The sequence below is a fragment of the Natronospira elongata genome (assembly GCF_034931365.1).
In the GTDB taxonomy this organism is placed as follows: domain Bacteria; phylum Pseudomonadota; class Gammaproteobacteria; order Natronospirales; family Natronospiraceae; genus Natronospira; species Natronospira elongata.
Genome location: NZ_JAYGII010000012.1, coordinates 55,301 through 72,343 on the forward strand (window position 1 = coordinate 55,301; position 17,043 = coordinate 72,343).

General features: G+C 62.5%; 17 protein-coding genes and 1 tRNA gene. 14 read left to right on the forward strand and 4 right to left on the reverse strand.

The genetic code is table 11. The annotated features are described in order from the left end of the window. Positions 1-5: 5 nt before the first annotated feature. A complete protein-coding gene (locus VCB98_RS07240; protein ID WP_346051236.1) occupies positions 6-1,727 on the forward strand; it encodes a SulP family inorganic anion transporter in 1,722 nt (573 codons plus the stop codon). On the opposite strand, the gene VCB98_RS07245 is transcribed toward VCB98_RS07240, so the two are convergent. Continuing rightward, positions 1,709-2,044 carry an ArsR/SmtB family transcription factor gene (locus VCB98_RS07245; protein ID WP_346051237.1) on the reverse strand — a complete coding sequence of 112 codons (336 nt, stop codon included), beginning with the start codon at positions 2,042-2,044 and terminating at the stop codon, positions 1,709-1,711. The two genes, VCB98_RS07240 and VCB98_RS07245, sit on opposite strands and share 19 nt — an antisense overlap. Positions 2,045-2,167: 123 nt before the next feature. On the opposite strand from VCB98_RS07245, the gene VCB98_RS07250 reads away from it, so the two are divergent. From VCB98_RS07250 to VCB98_RS07265, 4 genes are all read left to right on the forward strand, one after another. Then, positions 2,168-2,242, forward strand: a tRNA-Val gene (locus VCB98_RS07250). Positions 2,243-2,342: 100 nt separating this feature from the next. Beyond that, positions 2,343-3,371 (forward strand): zinc-dependent alcohol dehydrogenase family protein, encoded by a 1,029-nt coding sequence (locus tag VCB98_RS07255; RefSeq protein ID WP_346051238.1) that lies wholly within the window; start codon positions 2,343-2,345, stop codon positions 3,369-3,371. Between the two features lie 135 nt (positions 3,372-3,506). Then, positions 3,507-4,607: an alpha/beta hydrolase gene (locus VCB98_RS07260; protein WP_346051239.1), complete on the forward strand. Its 1,101-nt coding sequence runs from the start codon at positions 3,507-3,509 to the stop codon at positions 4,605-4,607. Between the two features lie 191 nt (positions 4,608-4,798). After that, on the forward strand, positions 4,799-5,245 hold the full coding sequence (locus tag VCB98_RS07265) for an Hsp20/alpha crystallin family protein (RefSeq protein ID WP_346051240.1): 447 nt from the start codon (positions 4,799-4,801) through the stop codon (positions 5,243-5,245). 88 nt (positions 5,246-5,333) lie between these two features. Here VCB98_RS07265 and VCB98_RS07270 read toward each other — a convergent pair whose 3' ends face one another. Beyond that, a complete protein-coding gene (locus VCB98_RS07270; RefSeq protein ID WP_346051242.1) occupies positions 5,334-5,534 on the reverse strand; it encodes a dodecin family protein in 201 nt (66 codons plus the stop codon). 190 nt (positions 5,535-5,724) lie between these two features. Here VCB98_RS07270 and VCB98_RS07275 point away from each other — a divergent pair, with 190 nt between their 5' ends. From VCB98_RS07275 to glk, 7 genes are all read left to right on the forward strand, one after another. Further along, on the forward strand, positions 5,725-5,955 hold the full coding sequence (locus VCB98_RS07275; protein ID WP_346051244.1) for a hypothetical protein: 231 nt from the start codon (positions 5,725-5,727) through the stop codon (positions 5,953-5,955). Next, entirely contained in the window at positions 5,945-6,364 is a 420-nt protein-coding gene (locus VCB98_RS07280; protein WP_346051246.1) for a DUF3775 domain-containing protein, read from the forward strand. The genes VCB98_RS07275 and VCB98_RS07280 overlap by 11 nt, the downstream gene beginning before the upstream one ends. Before the next feature lie 127 nt (positions 6,365-6,491). After that, entirely contained in the window at positions 6,492-7,211 is a 720-nt protein-coding gene (locus tag VCB98_RS07285; protein ID WP_346051248.1) for a dienelactone hydrolase family protein, read from the forward strand. A 347-nt stretch (positions 7,212-7,558) separates the two neighbouring features. Then, positions 7,559-8,251 (forward strand): phosphoribosyltransferase, encoded by a 693-nt coding sequence (locus VCB98_RS07290; protein ID WP_346051250.1) that lies wholly within the window; start codon positions 7,559-7,561, stop codon positions 8,249-8,251. A gap of 11 nt (positions 8,252-8,262) precedes the next feature. Beyond that, positions 8,263-9,000, forward strand: a complete 738-nt coding sequence (locus VCB98_RS07295) for a dienelactone hydrolase family protein (protein ID WP_346051252.1) — start codon at positions 8,263-8,265, stop codon at positions 8,998-9,000. Continuing rightward, positions 9,000-9,188 (forward strand): CBS domain-containing protein, encoded by a 189-nt coding sequence (locus tag VCB98_RS07300; RefSeq protein ID WP_346051254.1) that lies wholly within the window; start codon positions 9,000-9,002, stop codon positions 9,186-9,188. The genes VCB98_RS07295 and VCB98_RS07300 overlap by 1 nt, the downstream gene beginning before the upstream one ends. Next, positions 9,176-10,240, forward strand: a complete 1,065-nt coding sequence (glk, locus tag VCB98_RS07305) for a glucokinase (RefSeq protein ID WP_346051255.1) — start codon at positions 9,176-9,178, stop codon at positions 10,238-10,240. The genes VCB98_RS07300 and glk overlap by 13 nt, the downstream gene beginning before the upstream one ends. Positions 10,241-10,249: 9 nt before the next feature. Here the strand turns inward: glk and glgA are convergent, their stop codons facing one another. Next, entirely contained in the window at positions 10,250-11,785 is a 1,536-nt protein-coding gene (gene glgA / locus VCB98_RS07310) for a glycogen synthase GlgA (RefSeq protein ID WP_346051257.1), read from the reverse strand. Positions 11,786-11,787: 2 nt separating this feature from the next. Then, positions 11,788-13,962: a 1,4-alpha-glucan branching protein GlgB gene (gene glgB / locus VCB98_RS07315; RefSeq protein ID WP_346051258.1), complete on the reverse strand. Its 2,175-nt coding sequence runs from the start codon at positions 13,960-13,962 to the stop codon at positions 11,788-11,790. Between the two features lie 145 nt (positions 13,963-14,107). Here glgB and glgC point away from each other — a divergent pair, with 145 nt between their 5' ends. Further along, positions 14,108-15,385 carry a glucose-1-phosphate adenylyltransferase gene (glgC, locus tag VCB98_RS07320; RefSeq protein WP_346051259.1) on the forward strand — a complete coding sequence of 426 codons (1,278 nt, stop codon included), beginning with the start codon at positions 14,108-14,110 and terminating at the stop codon, positions 15,383-15,385. Further along, on the forward strand, positions 15,375-17,042 hold the full coding sequence (locus tag VCB98_RS07325) for a glycoside hydrolase family 57 protein (protein ID WP_346051260.1): 1,668 nt from the start codon (positions 15,375-15,377) through the stop codon (positions 17,040-17,042). The genes glgC and VCB98_RS07325 overlap by 11 nt, the downstream gene beginning before the upstream one ends. The last annotated feature ends 1 nt before the right edge of the window (position 17,043 follow it).

Consider the following 17,043-nt stretch of genomic DNA (forward strand, 5'->3'; position numbering starts at 1 on the left):
TTTTGTTGCAGTCAGGGAAAAAGGGAATCTGGCCCTTCCCCGATGCCAATTCACTCGGGCAAGACGCCATTGCAGGCCTGGTCATCGCTGCCATGCTGATCCCCCAGGGCATGGCCTACGCCCTGCTGGCCGGATTGCCGGCCCAGGTTGGCCTATATGCCTCTTTGCTGCCGACTGCGGCCTATGCCCTGTTCGGCAGCAGCCGCTACCTTGCCGTTGGCCCGGTGGCCGTGGTCTCCCTGATGGTGGCCACGGCCACCGCCTTGCTCTCCCAGCGCCACGGCCTTGACCCCGTGCCGGTTGCCGCCAGCCTGGCCCTGGCCTCGGGCGCCATTCTCATGCTCATGGGCCTGCTGCGGCTGGGCTTTATCACCCATTTCCTGTCCCGACCCGTGCTGCTGGGCTTCATGGGGGGTGTCGCGGTTCTGATCGGTCTCAGCCAGCTGCCCCATGCGCTGGGTATCCCCGTCGAGGTCCGGGAGCCGTTTGCCCTTGTCGGCGAACTGGCGGGTAACTGGCAGTCATTCAGCCTTCCCACTTTGCTCCTGGCCATCGGCACAGTTCTTCTGATTCGCCTGTTTTCCGGCCCACTGGCCCGGCTGCTGCAGCCACGGCTGCCCACCGCCGGCCTGATCGTCTCCCGCCTGGGCGCGCTGGCTGCGGTCGTTCTCGGGATCACGCTGGCATTGCACACCGGGCTGGGGGAGAGGACGGCCCTGGTTGGGGAGATTCCCCGGGGCCTTCCGAGCTTCGCCCTGCCCCCCATCGAATTGGCGTGGCTGATGGAACTGCTGGGCATGGCCTTTCTTATCTCACTGATTGGGCTCATGGAGAGTGTTTCGGTGGGTCGGGCCTTGGCAGCCCGTGACGGAGAGGACATCCAGCCCAACAGGGAATTACTCGGGCTGGGTGCGTCCAATCTGGTGGCAGGCCTGAGTGCGGCCTACCCGGTGACCGGTGGGCTGGCACGCACTCTGGTCGCCAGAGATGCCGGCGCGAAAAGCCCGCTGGCCGGTGTATTCGCAGCCGGCGGTGTGCTGCTTGCCCTACTGTTCGCCACCCCGGTACTGGCGATGCTGCCGCGCGCCATCCTGGCAGGGATCATTCTGCTGGCAGTGCTGCCGCTGCTGGATTTTGCAAGCATTCGCGATACCTGGCGCCATAATCGGCCGGACGCCACCGTGGCGCTTATCAGTTTCGCCAGTGTGCTGATTCTGGGGGTCGAGCTGGGTCTGCTCACCGGCCTGGCGGTATCCCTCGCCTTGCTGCTCTGGCGCATCAGTCAGCCCCATGTAGCGGAAGTCGGCCGCGTCCCGGGCACTGAACATTTCCGGAACATCCGTCGACACCAGGTGGAAACCCGGCCGGGCCTGAGCATGATCCGCGTGGATGAAAGCCTGCAGTTTCCCAATAGCCGATTTCTGCGGGACACCCTGCTTGAGCATCTGGACACGCATCCGGAAACAAGAGATCTGGTACTGGTCTGTAGTGCCATCAACGAAATTGACAGCACCGCACTGGAGACATTGGAGGAACTGGTGAGAAGCCTTGCAGCCCGGGGAATCAGGCTGCATCTGTCTGAAGTCAAAGGCCCGGTACTGGACCGCTTGCGGCGAGCCGGCTTCCCGGCGTTGCTCGCACCGGGAAGAATATTCTTCACCAACCAGGCAGCCTTCGAGGAGATCGGCGCTGACAAGCCGCAGCAGGATCAGTCCGTGGCGCAGTAAAGCTCGTACAGTTTGCCCATCAGCTCCAGCACCTTGTCATCGGCAATCCGGTAATAAATGGTCTGGGATTCGCGCCGGGTCGCCACCAGGCCTTCACGCCGAAAGCGGGCCAGATGCTGGGACAGGGCCGACTGGCTGAGAGGTACCTTTTCATTGATCTCCCCCACCGACCGTTCACCCTCTACCAGGGCGCAGAGGACCATCAGTCGATTCGAATTGGCGAGCGCCTTGAGCACCCGGGCGGCCTCGTCGGAGTGCTCCTCCATGTCTTTCATGCTGGGTAGCTGGTGGGCCATCTGGGATCCTTGAGCGGGCATGGGCGTTCACCATTTTGAGCAGGCGAAATAGCTAAATTAGAAGAACAGGATAACCTAATTTCCCGCCCTCTCCCAGACCGCCATTGACCCGCCCAGGCCGCAGGGCTAAAATGGCGCGCTTTCGGGCGATTAGCTCAGTGGGAGAGCACTGCCTTCACACGGCAGGGGTCGCTGGTTCAAGTCCAGCATCGCCCACCATTACGCAAAAAGGCCGGATCCGTTAGGGTCCGGCCTTTTTGTTTGTCCGCCAAACGGCTATATGGGAAGCTCTGATTTCCGGAAGGCCCCGGAGGCGATGATGGCGGATCACATGCGGGCGATGGTCTTTCACGGCCCCGGCCAGGCTCTGGTCCCGGAACGGGTACCGATGCCCCTCAGGCAGGCGCCGGATCAGGTGCTGCTGAAGGTGGAGGCCTGCGGCATCTGCCGCACTGACCTGCATATCCTCGACGGAGAGCTGGACCAGCCCCGCCTGCCCCTCATTCCCGGGCATCAAATCGTGGGCACGGTGGTCGAGGCCGGTCCCGATTGCGGAACACTCAAGGTCGGCGACCGGGTGGGGGTGCCCTGGCTGGGCCGGACCGACGGCTGCTGCCGCCATTGCCAGAAAGGCAGGGAGAATTTGTGCGAGGCGGCCGAGTTTACCGGCTACACCCTGGACGGCGGCTTCGCCGAATATACCCTGGCCCATGCCCCCTTCTGCTTTCCCCTGCCCGCCGATGTCGAGCCCGCGGACATCGCCCCCCTGCTCTGCGCCGGTCTGATCGGCTTTCGCGCCTGGCGCCTGGCCGGCGGCCGCGACAATCAACGCCTGGGGATTTACGGCTTTGGCGCCGCCGCCCATATACTCACCCAGCTTGCGGTCTGGCACGGCCAATCGGTCTATGCCTTCACCCGGCCCGGCGACGAGACCGGCCAGGCCTTTGCCCGGCAATTGGGTGCAGTCTGGGCCGGCGGCAGCGATCAGAGTCCACCAGAGATTCTTGATGCCGCCCTCATCTTCGCGCCAGTGGGTGAACTGATGATAACGGCTCTGGATCAGGTGAACCGGGGTGGGACGGTGGTCAGCGGTGGTATTCACATGAGTGACATACCCGCCTTTCCCTACCACAAGCTGTGGCAGGAACGCAGCCTGAAGTCCGTGGCCAATCTCACCCGGGCAGACGGTCGTGATTTCCTCGCCCTGGCTCCAAGGATCCCCATCCGCACCGAGGTCACCACCTACCCCCTGGAACAGGCCAATCGCGCCCTGGACGATCTGCGTCACGGACGTTTCAGCGGCGCCGCCGTCGTGCTACCCGGCGCGGACACGGCGCCAGCGCCGTAAACTGAGCGACATCGGTCCGGCCGCTTGGCAGCTTCCTCCTTGACTGGTGTTATACCTGCGTATTACACTAAACCTCCATGCCGTCCACAAGCCCGCATCCGTGGACGATGCAACAAAGCAATGGAGCGATTTGCCATGACATGCAATCGGAGCCGTATCACACATCGAGTCCCTGTGCTCGCCATCGCCGGCCTGCTGGCCCTGCTTCCCTTCTCGCTCTCCGCTGAGACCGGGCGAGACATACAGAGCCATGAAGTACGCCTGTCCACGCCGGACCCAGAGGTCACCCTGGCAGGGACTCTGCGTCTGCCCGACAGTGCCCGAAACGGTATCGTGGTGCTGATGATCACCGGCAGCGGCGATCACAAGCGGGATGCCATCATCTCCGGCACCCCCCTGTTCCGACTCAAGGCCGAGGCCCTCGCTGCGGCCGGGATTGCCTCCCTGCGCTTGGATGATCGTGGCACGGGCGAATCCACCGGGCCCAGTACCCGGGCATCCACAACGGCCGATCGGGTAGTGGACATGCGTGCGGCACTGGACTGGTTGCGGGCCGGTGAGCTGGCCGAGTTCAGCCGCGTGGGCGTGATCGGACACAGCGAGGGTGCCGGCATCGGTGCTCGCCTGGCCGCTCAAACCAATCCCCCTGATTTTCTGATCCTGCTTGGCACGCCGGCTCTGCAAGGCAAGGAGGTTTGGGTGGATCAACAGGTGGCCGGCTTCCGGCAATCAGTGGGGATTGAGGCCCCGGAGATACTGGCCCAGGTGGAGGCACACATGCGTGAAGCCGCACGCCTTTCCATAGCCGGCGCTGCCCCGGAAGCCATGCAGGAAAATACCATTGCCCTTTTTGCACTGGGCGGCATTGATGTCAACGCCGAAGAGAACAACCACATGCTGGAAGGCTTCACCAGCCGGATGGCGGATCGCTGGATGCGTCATTTTCTCGCTGACAACCCGGCACAAGCCCTGGCCGCCACCCGGGTCCCGGTGCTGGCCATCTACGGCAGCCATGACCGCCTGACCTCGGCCGCTGCCAATGCAGGCCCACTGGTCGAGGCCTTGGTGACCGCCGGCAACCCGGATTTCACGGTGCAGATCATGCCGGACCAGGACCATTTCTTCCTGCGCGCACCCGGCAGGCCGGTCGGTGAACACGCCTTCGGTGAAATGGAATTGCCCACAGAAGTCATGAGCACCGTCATCGCCTGGCTTCGGCGTAATCCAGGCCCTTGAAAGCAGGAGGCAACACCACACTGTCTGAGGGACTCTCAATGCCGCATCCCGGACAGCCGAGGTCCGGCATGGGTCTAACAAGGAATTCAGATCCACCGATGACGGTGGTCAACACCTTCCTCACCTGAAACTCGCAAGCTGTCTTACGTCCTGGAGAAGGACTGATTCAGGCATACCGAGGAGGTACCGATATGAGAATGCTGACCACACCACGCCGCAGCTGGATTCCCAGTCTGGATGCGGATTTCGATCGTTTGTTTGACCGTTTCTCACCCATGACCAGCCGCACTGACGAAGCGCTGGGCATGGCGGAATGGAACCCTGCCGTGGATATTCGCGAGGAAGCGGACCGTTTCCTGGTACTCGTGGACATTCCCGGCGTGGCGCCCGAGGAAGTGGACATTACCCTGGAGGGCGGCCTGCTCACCATCAGCGGGGAGCGCAAGGAAGAAAAGTCCACCGGCGACGAGCACTATCGCCGCTCGGAGCGTTTCCACGGCAGTTTCTTCCGGCGTTTCAGCCTGCCGGATACCGCAGACGCCAGCCAGGTGAGCGCGCGCTCGGACAAGGGCGTGGTGGAGATCACCATCCCCAAGACGAAGAAGGCTCGCGCCAACCGGATTCCGATCAAGAGCTGAAAGCGATCAGTTGGGAGTCACAACAGCAGAGGGCCCCGGTTTACATGCCGGGGCCCTTTGCATGGGAATACCTGAAATCAGCAGTGCCCTACTTGAGAACAAAGGTCACACGCATATCCACGCGATAGCCGCTGATCTTGCCGTTCTCCACGGTGACCTTCTGCTCGGCCACCCAGGCCCCCTTGATGTTATCCACCGACTTCGATGCCTTGTCGATGCCCTGGCGGATGGCATCCTCAAAGCTGTCATTGGACGTGGCGCTGATCTCGATGATTTTTGCAACGCTCATGGCTGGACTCCTTCCAGATGCGGATCAGTTTGGAGTTCCAGTGTGCTGCGCGCGGCCCGGGCAGGTCTTGACCGCAGTCATCGGATCGGCGCATTGACGAGAACCGCCATGTTGATGACGGCCGTCAATGTCAGCCGACGACCGATTTTGCAGAATCGGTGCCCCACTCCCAGCCACGGACAGGATAGCCATGAACCGCAAACACAACCGGGGAAACTCCCACGCCGACGACAGCTTCGTGATGGCCTGTCCGGAGTGTGGACGGCCGCTGATGCTGTCCACCGGCGATCTCGAAGTCGGACATGAGATCGAATGCAGTCACTGCCATCACTCGCTTTACCTCGACACCGCCACCATGCCCGGCCGCGGCGGCCGCTACTGGACCCTGGTGAGTCAGGAGGACAACCGGCATGAGCGTTGATATCGACAAGGAGACGGAACAGGTCAGCCTGGACGTGAATCTCGACAATGTCTGTCGCCTGATTCAGCTCGCGCGGGTGTTCCATGCCCAGGAAGCCGTGGTCATCCCCGAAGAACCCGGCAGCCCCTCCGATGACTGGCCCACCCAGATCCTGGCCGCCCATACGGGTGACCAGAGCCTGAACGAGTTCCGCAGCATCATCGACGATCTGGACAGGAACCAGCAGGTGGAAGTAGTGGCCCTTTTGTGGATGGGCCGAGGTGACTACGAACCGGAAGACTGGTACAGCCTGCTGAGTGATGCCGACGCCGAGTGGACCGACTACACGGCCGACTACCTGATGGCCCATCCCATGCTACCGGATCACCTCACGGACGGCCTGGACATGCTCGGATACCACTGTGACTGAAGCAAGCAGGAACCGCCGTGGGCTACTGATTCCGGTTAACCATTTACGCCACCTGTTGACGGCAGTCATCACCTCAGGCAAAACCAGGCCCTAGTCTGCCCACATAACCTATCATCAGGGCAGCACCATGAAGTCATCACGCCATCAGACACTGAATATCACGGTGGGAGGCGTCACCCTGCCCGCCCTGCTGGAACGGCCCGACCCCGCGCTGGGCCTGGTGCTTTTCGTCCACGGCAGCGGCAGCAGCCGCTTCAGCCCCCGCAACCAGCAGGTGGCCCGGCAGCTCAATGAACAGGCCTTATCCACCCTGCTGTTCGACCTGCTGAGTGAAGCGGAACATGAACAGGACAAGCTGGATGGCCGATTCCGTTTTGATATCGATCTGCTCAGCGCCCGTCTGCTGGCGGTGCTGGACTGGTTGCGGCGGGAGCCGAAGCTGGCCGCGCTGCCGGTGGGACTATTCGGCGCCAGCACCGGCGCGGCCGCAGCCCTGATTGCGGCTGCGGAACGGCCACGACAGGTCCGGGCGGTGGTGTCCCGGGGTGGCCGGGTCGATCTGGCCGGCGACGCCCTGGGCCGGGTCCGGGCACCGGTACTGATAATCATCGGTACCCTCGATAGGGAGGTCTATCGACTCAGCCGCACAGCCTCGCGCCAGATCACCACAGACTACGAGCTGCGCCTGATTGCCGGCGCCGCTCACCTGTTTGAAGAACCGGGCAAGCTGGAGGAAGTGGCCCAGGCCGCCGCGGCATGGTTTCTACGTCACCTTCCCGAGCCCGAGGCCGAGGCACGGCCCCGCCCGGCAGTCACGGGCACTGGACCCAGGGACACGCCGCAATGATGACAAACAGTGTGGAAGCCTTTGAACAGGCATTCTATGCCATGCCAGACGCCCACTGCGGATACGAATTCCCCATTCGCGGCGTCGTCGCTTCCGATCCAGAACAGGGGGGTGGTATCCGCCGGACCATCAGCAGGTGCGGCGCAATACCGGTTTGACCAGAGCCACTCCGCCAGTTGCTGTTCGGCTTCAGCTGCCTTGTTCACCCTCAGACACCCCCGCCCGTCATCTCGGGAACCGCTCTTCACAAGCTTGCACCGCCTCGGGTGACGAACCATTGACCATGGTCACCACCCCCCTGCTCCGCCACTCCTAGCATGGAACTCTCCAGCAGTGGGAGCGGAAGCATGTTCGAACTATTCGAGAATCGAGAACAGGCCGGACGGGCCCTGGCCGCGGCCCTGGCGCATCATCGCAATGACCCGGATCTGCTGGTAATGGGGCTGGCCCGGGGGGGCATGCCGGTGGCTGCCCCCATTGCCCGTGAACTGGGGGCGGAACTGGATGTGCTTATCATCCGAAAGATCCGCGCACCGGGTCACCCGGAGCTGGCCATCGGTGCGGTGGGTCCCGACCGGGTGCGTGTACTCAACGACGACATCATCGCCCACCTGGGCATCTCGGCCACCGCCCTCGTTCACGCTACCCATAAGGCCCGCGAGGAACTTGCCGAACGGGAGCAACGCTATCGTCTTCACCGGCCCGCAAGTCCGGTAAAAGGCCGGACCGTACTTATCGTCGACGATGGCCTGGCCACCGGCGCCAGTCTGGAAGCGGCCATTGCCTGGGCCCGGGAAGCCAAGGCTGGAAAGGTGATTGCCGCAACCCCGGTGGCGGCGGCTGAAGCCCATCAACGTCTGGAAAAGAAAGTGGAGGAATTTGTCACGCTCAAGACCCCCTGGGATTTCCAGGCCGTGAGCCGCTGGTACCGGGTCTTCGATCAGACCAGCGACGACGAAGTTGCCGCCCTGCTTGAACAGCTCGGCCCCCTTGCGACTGACAAGCCGGGTAACGACGTCGGCCATCGCAATTGTCATTGAGAGGAGCCACCATGATGTTACAGAACGGTCCCCTATTGGATTATCCGCTTGCCATCACAAGCCATGGCACCCAATTGAATGCCAGTTTGTCACTTCCTTCGACATCGTCAGGACTCGTGATTTGCCTGCGTTCTGATCAGACCGGCAAGGCACGGGAACGCAGTCTGTGCGAGGGTCTCAATGCCCAGGGTCTCGCCACCCTGGCCCTGAATACCCTGACCGAAAATGAACAGGAACAAGCGCCGTCCCAGGCCTGGCATCGCTTCAATATCCCGCGTCTGGCACGGCGCATTACCGCCGCGCTGGACTGGCGCGGTGATGAGCCTCGTCTGTCGTCCTTGCCAACCTACCTGCTCGCTACCGGCAACAATGCCGCGGCCAGCCTGGTGGTAGCTGCCCGTCATCCCCATCGTATTCAGGCAGTGATCTGCCGTAGTGGACGACCGGACCTTGCAGGCAGCCATCTGGCCCGGGTTCATGCCCCCGTGCTATTTGCCGTCGGTGAGCGTGATTCGGCCGGACGTTCCGCCATGCAACGGGCGGTTTCACAAATGCGCTGCTCCTATCGTACGGCCCTGTTCGCGGAGGTGGGCGCACAGTTCCAGGAGTCCGATGCCTGGCCTACCTTCATCGAGCTTTCCAGCCAGTGGCTGCTGACCCAATCTCGGCTGCCGATGCCGGCCCAACCCTACGCCCGGCATTCACTGATATTCCTGAACCAGATGGAAGAAACGGAGGCTAGTCACTGATGAAAACCGGTCAAGCCTGTATTCGCAGCGTGGTCTGTATCGATCAGGAGGCTTCCATCCGCGAGGCGGCCCGACTGATGCGCGAGCATCATGTCGGCGACCTCGTCATCCTCGGCAGCGGCCGGGGTCGAAGCCCGGCGGCGGGCCTGACAGGACGGAAAGACACAGGTGAAGCATGCAGATGTTGATCGGTGATATCGGGGGCACCCGAGTGCGCCTGCGCCTGCTGGAATCGACGGCCGGGGGCTGGCAGATTCGGCATGAATCCATTCGTCGCAGCCAGGCCTTTGAGAGCCTGGAGCATGCCCTGCGCGGCTTTCTTGAGGAGTTGTCCCGGACTGAACGGGCCAATGTGCGCGAAGCCTGGCTGGCGGTGGCGGGGCCGGTTGCCAATGGTCGGGTGCGGTTTACCAACCTGCCCTGGGAGAGCGAGGCGCATTTGCTGGAAACCGCGCTCAAACTGCCCAGCGTTCACCTGGTCAATGACCTGGAGGCCCTGGCACACGCCCTGCCCCATATTCCCCAAAGGCAATTGATCCCCATTCAGAAAGGTCATGCGGACAGCGGGCCGCGCCTGCTGATCTCCGTCGGTACCGGGTTGGGTGTGGCGAGCTCGTTTACGGAAGCGGATGGGATCCGCGTGCTGCCATCCGAGGGAGGTCACAGTGACTTTGCCAGCCAGACAAGGGAGCAGCATGCCCTGTGGAAATCCCTGTCGGAACAATATGGTCATGTCAGTTACGAGCGGCTTCTGTCGGGTTCTGGGCTGGTAAAGATCTACAAATACCACTGCGACCGCTACGCTTGTCCGCCCTTTGATGGCCATGCCCTCACCGAAGACCCGGCACCACTGCTCTGTCAGCGGGCCGAGAACCGTGAAGACAAGGCCGCCACCGCAGCCATCGCTTGCTTCAGCGAGATTCTTGGCGCGTTCGCCGGCAATGCCGCCCTGTTCAGTCTGGCCACCGGCGGCGTCTACCTGGTGGGCGGCCTGCTTGCCCGCCTGCAGCCCTTCCTCTCCGACCATCGTTTCATTCAGGCCTTCCAGCGCAAAGGCCGCCTGCAGACCTTGATGCAGACCATCCCCATCCATGCCGTCACGACCGCTGAGCCGGGCCTGGAAGGTATCACGCAACTGGCGACAAGACAGAGCCTGGCAAGCACCAACCGGCACACGGGCGTGCAGGGATCACCCCGGGAATCCGAGGTACATGCCGGGGCCTATTATCGCCAACCTTGAGTATACCCGTCACTCACGGGCCTCGGTCGAGACCTTCCCCGCCTTGGCGGAGTCCGGCAGAGAAATCAGTGCACGATGGTGTTCGCTGAGATAGGAATCCAGGGTATTCAGGTAAAGCGATTCATAATCCTGTACCCGCTCACCCCACCCGAATGAGGAAGCCTGAGACATGGCATTGGCAATGATTCGCCCCCAGTCACGGGATGACTTCCAGCACACCAGGGCCCGGTCCACCGCATCCACCAGCTTCTCGCTGCTAACTGCCTCCATGTAAAAACCGGTCCCACGCTTGGGGTCCACGCCGGCATCAATCACGGTATCGAGCAAGCCGCCCACCGGACTGACCACGGGAATGCTGCCGTAACGCATGGCGCACAACTGGGCCAGGCCACAAGGTTCGAAACGGGAGGGCATGAGCAAGATATCCGAGGCGGCATACACCTGATGGGCCAGTGCTTCATCAAAGCCCTGCTTGAAAGCCAGTCGTCCCGGCCAGCGATGGGCTGCCGCCTTGAGAGCACGGCTGAAGGCAGCTTCACCATCCCCGAGCACCACAATATCGATATCCCTCTCCATCAATACCGGCAAGGCCGCCAGCAACAGGTCCATACCCTTCTGCTCGGCCAGCCGACCCACCCAGGCTAGCAGCGGCCGGCGTGGCTTGTCCTTGGTGCTCATACCCAGACGCGGCTTGAGGCGATCCCCTTCCGCCTGTTTAGCCTTGCGGGTCGTGGATATATCACTGCCATCGTAATGATGAGTCAACCAGGGATCCGTGTCCGGGTTCCAGCTGTCGAGATCAATACCATTGACGATTCCCGTCAGTTGTTCCGCACGGGCCCTTAACAGTCCGTCCAGTCCGGCACCAAACAGGGGCGTCTGGATCTCCCGGGCGTAACCCGGGCTGACGGTAGTGAGCCGGTCGGCGAAGACCAGTCCACCCTTGATAAAGGCCACATCACCGTAGCATTCCAGGGCCTCGGGATCGTACAGCGAATCGGGCAAACCCAGCCGGGCCAGTATGTCGGGAGGAAAACGGCCCTGATAGGCGAGGTTGTGGATGGTGAATACGGTGGGCAGATTGCACTCGTTCATCCGCATCCAGACCGGGACCAGCCCGGTGTGCCAGTCGTTGCAATGAACAATATCCGGCTCCCAGTCCAGACCCAGGTGCCCTCCGGCAATATCGGCGGCCATCCGGCTCAGGTGACTGAACTGCACGGGGTTGTCGGCCCAGGGCCTGCCGCTGCGGTTCAAATAGGGGCGCCCCTCCCGTCTCAGAAAGGCCGCCGTCTCCAGCAGCCAGACGGGAAAAGCAGCCTGACCATTCTCGTGCGCCAGCAGGCGTCCCCTGAATCCGTGCGCGCGCGCGATGGGTCTGGCCTGCTTGGCCAAGCGCGAGGAATAGGCCGGAATCAGCACGCGCACATCGTGACCGCGCTCGGCCAGGGCCCGGGGCAGGCTACCCATGACATCGCCCAGTCCACCCACCTTGACCAGGGGCGCCATTTCCGCCGCCACCATCAGAATCTTGAGTCGTTTCATGATCATCCTCCCCATTCCAGATAAAGGGCCCCCAGCGGCGGCAGGCGCAAGCTCAGGGACCAGGGGCGGCCCATCCAGGGTGATCTCGCCGCCAATACCTGTCCGAGGTTGCCCACACCACTGCCGCCGTAAACTTCGGCATCACTGTTGAATATTTCCCGCCACGTGCCACCCTCGGGCAAGCCGATGCGGTAGTCCTCGCGCACTACGGGCGTGAAGTTGCAAATAGCCAGAACATAACGGGCCTCGGCCCCGTCCCGGCCGGGCTCCCGTCGCAGGAAGCTGATCACCGACTGATCCGCATCATGGCAGTCGATCCATTCAAAGCCGGCGGCATCGAAGTCCCCCCGGTGCAGGGCCGGCCTGTCCCGGTAGAGATGGTTCAGATCCCGAACCAGCCGCTTTACACCGGCGTGTTCCGCCACTGCCCCGAGCGCCTCGGGCAGCTGCCCGTCATGAGACCACTCGCTGGTCTGGCCCAGCTCATTGCCCATGAACATCAGCTTCTTGCCCGGATAGGCATAGAGGTAGGCATACAGGAGGCGGAGGTTGGCAAAGCGTTGCCAGCGATCCCCCGGCATGCGATCCAGCAGGGATCCCTTGCCGTGCACCACCTCGTCATGGGAGAAGGGCAGAACGAAATTCTCGCTGAAAGCATAAAGCAGGCCGAAGGTGAGGCTGTCGTGATGGAAGCGTCGGTGTACCGGGTCATGACGGAAATAGGCCAGGGTGTCGTGCATCCAGCCCATGTTCCATTTCATGGAAAAGCCCAGGCCACCCAGATGCACCGGTCGGGTCACACCCGGCCAGGCGGTGGATTCCTCGGCAATGGTCATGCTGCCGGGGCATTCCCGGTGCGTCATGGTGTTCAGAGCCTGCAGGAAGGCCACAGCCTCCAGGTTTTCCCGCCCGCCATGGATATTGGGCAGCCACTCGCCCTCCTTGCGGCCATAGTCCAGATAGAGCATGGCCGCCACGGCATCGATACGCAGGCCATCGAGATGGAATTCCTCCAGCCAGTAGAGCGCACTTGAAAGCAGAAAGCTCATCACTTCCTTGCGGCCAAAGTTGAAGGCCAGGGTGTCCCATTCGGCCGTCTCGCCACGCCGGGGATCGGCGTGCTCGTAGAGTGCGCTGCCGTCAAAGCGGGCCAGGCCATGAGGATCGCGAGGGAAATGGGCCGGCACCCAATCCAGGATCACGCCGATACCGGCCTGGTGCAGGCGATCGACGAAGTAACGGAAATCATCGGGGTTGCCGAAACGGCTGGTGGGGGCGAAATAGCCGGTGGTCTGGTAGCCCCATGAGGCATCGAAGGGATGCTCGGTGATCGGCATCAGCTCCACATGGCTAAAGCCGCTGTCCTGCAAGGTCTCCACCAGGGCATCGGCCAACTGGCGATAGCCCAGGAAACTGCCGTCGGCATTACGGCGCCAGGAGCCCGCATGCAGCTCATAGATGCTGATGGGGGCATGGCGCCAATCCGGCCGCTCGCGCATCCAGGCCGCATCGCCCCATTCATGCCCGGGCTCGGTCGGGACCAGACAGCCGGTGCGGGGACGGACCTCCCAGTGCCGGGCATAGGGATCACCCTTGTCCGTCACCTCGCCGCTCTGGTTGTAAATCTCAAATTTGTACAGGGCACCGGCTGCCAGGCCCGGAATGAACAGTTCCCAAACCCCGCTTTCGCCGTGGACCGACATGGGATGGCTCAGGCCATTCCAGTTATTGAAATCACCCACCACACTGACCCGCTCGGCATTGGGCGCCCAGACACTGAAACGGGTGCCGGCGACGGCGTCCCTGTCCATGCAATGCGCACCCATGATCTGCCAGGCACGACAATGATGGCCCTCGCCAAAGGCCACAAGCGCCTTCCAATCCAGATCAGGGGCGAACTGGTAAGGGTCATGAAGCCGAGCGGTCTCTCCGCCCGAATACTCGCAGACCAGAATCCATGGCTCGGTCGCCGGCTTTTCGGGCAAAGGGCATTCAAACAGACCGGCGGGATGAACGACTTTCATGGGCACCCGCCCCGGCTCCAGCCAGACCGCCTTCGCGCCCGGCCGCCAGGCACGGTAGCGCCTGCCCTGGCAACCCAGAACGGCATGGGGCGCATGATGGCGGCCCTGCACAAGGCGCAGGACATCACTTTCCATCACGGATCGGGCGGGCATGGCTGGGCTCATCGTTTCCTACCGCAAGGCGACTGGAATGAACATGGTCGGCCGGACGAGGCGCGCAAGCGTTGACGGCAGTCAACACCGGCGCGAATGGGGGGTGCTCGAATGAAGACTCGGAAACGCGGCAGGAGCGCCGAGCATGATGGCCCAACCCAATCCCGTCAGTGAACGCTTCGTCAGTCTCATCACCCGCGACACTCTCGTCCTGGTGCTGGCTGGCGGCAAGGGGACTCGTCTGGGCTCCCTGACCTCGCACCGGGTCAAGCCGGCCGTACCCTTTGGCGGGCATTTCCGAATCATCGATTTCCCCCTGTCCAACTGCCTCAATTCCGGCATCCGGCGCATTGGCATACTCACTCAGTACAAGGCCCACTCCCTGATCCAGCACCTGCAACAGGGCTGGGGATTTCTGCGTTCGGAACTGGGGGAATTCATCGAACTGCTCCCCGCCCAGCAGCGCACCGGCGAAGGCTGGTACCGCGGCACGGCGGATGCGGTCTACCAGAACCTGGACATCATCCGTCTGCATAACCCCCGTTTTCTGATGATCCTGGGCGGTGATCACATCTACAAAATGGACTATGGCGCCATGCTGGGATTTCATGTCACTCACGATGCCGATGTCACGGTAGGCTGCATGCCCGTGCCGGTGTCGCAATCGAATCGTTTCGGCATCATGGATGTGGACGATAACCATCGGATCACCCGCTTCGTGGAAAAGCCCGACCACTGTGAGGGCTCACCGGGACAGGCGGACCAGGCCCTGGCTTCCATGGGCATCTATGTCTTCAATACGGAGTATCTCCTCTCCCGCCTGATGGTGGATGCCACCCGCGACGATTCCAGTCATGACTTCGGCAAGGACATCATCCCCGACGCCGTCACCGAAGCCCGCTGCTACGCCTACCCATACAGAAACATGCATGATGATGGCCCGGCCTATTGGCGGGATGTGGGCGACATCGACTCCTATTGGGAAAGCAACATGGAGCTGATCGGCCTGCGGCCGGAACTCAACATCTATGACCGGGACTGGCCCATCCTGACCTGGCAACGCCAGGCGCCCCCGGCCAAGTTCGTCCTGGACGAGGAAGGCCGGCGCGGCGAAGCCCGCAACTCCATGATGGCCGGTGGCTGCATTGTCTCCGGTGCCCAGGTGAACCAGTCCCTGCTGTCCTCCTTCGTCACCGTGGAGGAAGGCTCCGAAGTGAATCAATCCGTGATCCTGACCAATGTGCGTATTGGCCGCAATGTCAGGCTCCTGCGCACCATCATCGAGACCGGCTGCCAGATCCCGGATGACATGTGCATCGGCTATGACACGGAAGAAGATGGCCAGCGTTTCGAGCTCAGCGCCGGTGGCATCGTACTGGTGACCCCGGAAATGCTGGGTCAGGCGGTTCACCATGTCCGATGAGGCACTGCGGGTGGTGCTCTGCTGGCATATGCACCAGCCGGAATACCGCGATGCCTTCGGTGGCCAGTTCCTGGAATCCTGGACCTATCTCCATGCCATCAAGGATTACGCCGACATGGCCGCCCACCTGGAGCAGGTGCCCGATGCCTGCGCGGTGTTCGATTTCTCGCCCATCCTGCTGGATCAGCTGGAGGATTACAGCCGACGCCTCAAGCGCCACCAGGCGGATGGCACTCCCATCGGCGACCGCCTGCTGGATGCCCTTGCCCACCCAGTTCTGCCCCTCAATGTGGATGATCGCCGGGCCCTGGTACGCGCCTGCCTTCAGGCCAACCGAAAGCGATTGATCGAACGCTTTCCGCCCTATCGACGACTGGCCGACATGGCTGCCTCGGTGCTGGCCGAAGGCGACGGTCTGGCCTACCTGGAGGATCGCTTCATTCTCGACCTGCTGGTCTGGTTTCACCTGGCCTGGCTGGGCGAGACCCTGCGCCGTGATGATCGCCGTGTCGATCAGTTGCTCGGCCGGGCCGGCAGCTTCACTTACCCGGATCGCCAGCTGCTGTTAAGCCTGATCAGCGACACCCTGCAGGATCTCCTGCCCCGCTACCGGCGACTGCTGGAGAACGACCGTATCGAGCTGGCCAGCTGCCCCTGGGGGCATCCCATCCTGCCCCTGCTGCTGGATTTCCAGTCCGCCCGGGAAGCCCGACCCGAATCCAGCCTGCCGTTGGCTACCCGCTACCCCGGCGGTCGGGAACGAGTGCGATGGCATCTTGATACCGCCAATGACCATCACCGACGCTGCTTCGGCCGCCCCGCCCAGGGCTGCTGGCCGGCGGAAGGGGCAATCTGCCGCGAAACCGTCCGCCTGCTGGGCGAAGCGGGTTTTGCCTGGGCTGCCAGCGGTCAGGCGGTTCTCTGCAACAGCCTCGGCCGCCCTTATCCCGGTTCGGATCAGATCCATCGACCCTGGCAATTGATTGAAGACGGACCGGCCATTTTCTTCCGCGATGACGGTCTGTCCGATCTCATCGGCTTCACCTACAAGGACTGGCATGCCGACGATGCCGTGGCCAACTTCATTCATCACCTGGAGACCATTGCCATGGAGAAGGCCGAACCCGGGCGCGTGGTCTCGGTGATCCTGGATGGCGAGAACGCCTGGGAGCATTACCCGGACAATGGCTACCATTTCATTGGCAGCCTGTATCGAAAACTGCTGGCCCATCCGGACATTGAACTCACCACTTTTTCCCGCTGCCTGCGAGACCCTGCTGTACCGATCCGTCAGCTGAAGCGTCTGCGGGCAGGCAGCTGGGTGCATGGCAACCTGGATACCTGGATGGGAGATCAGGACAAGAACCGGGCTTGGGAAATGCTCGTGGCCGCCAAGCAGGAATGGGACAGGCTGCCCGATGACATTCGCCAGCGAAGCAGTCGGCAACTGGCCGTCTGCGAAGGCTCCGACTGGTTCTGGTGGCCCGGTGACTACAATCCCGAGCCCATCGTGGCCCGCTTCGAACGCCTGTATCGCCGGCATCTGGCCGATCTCTACCGCCACATGGACCGGCCACCGCCGGATCACCTGGAACAACCCTTCTCCCGGGGCGGCGGTGAACCGGAGGGCGGCGGGACCATGCGTCCCGCCCAGTAAC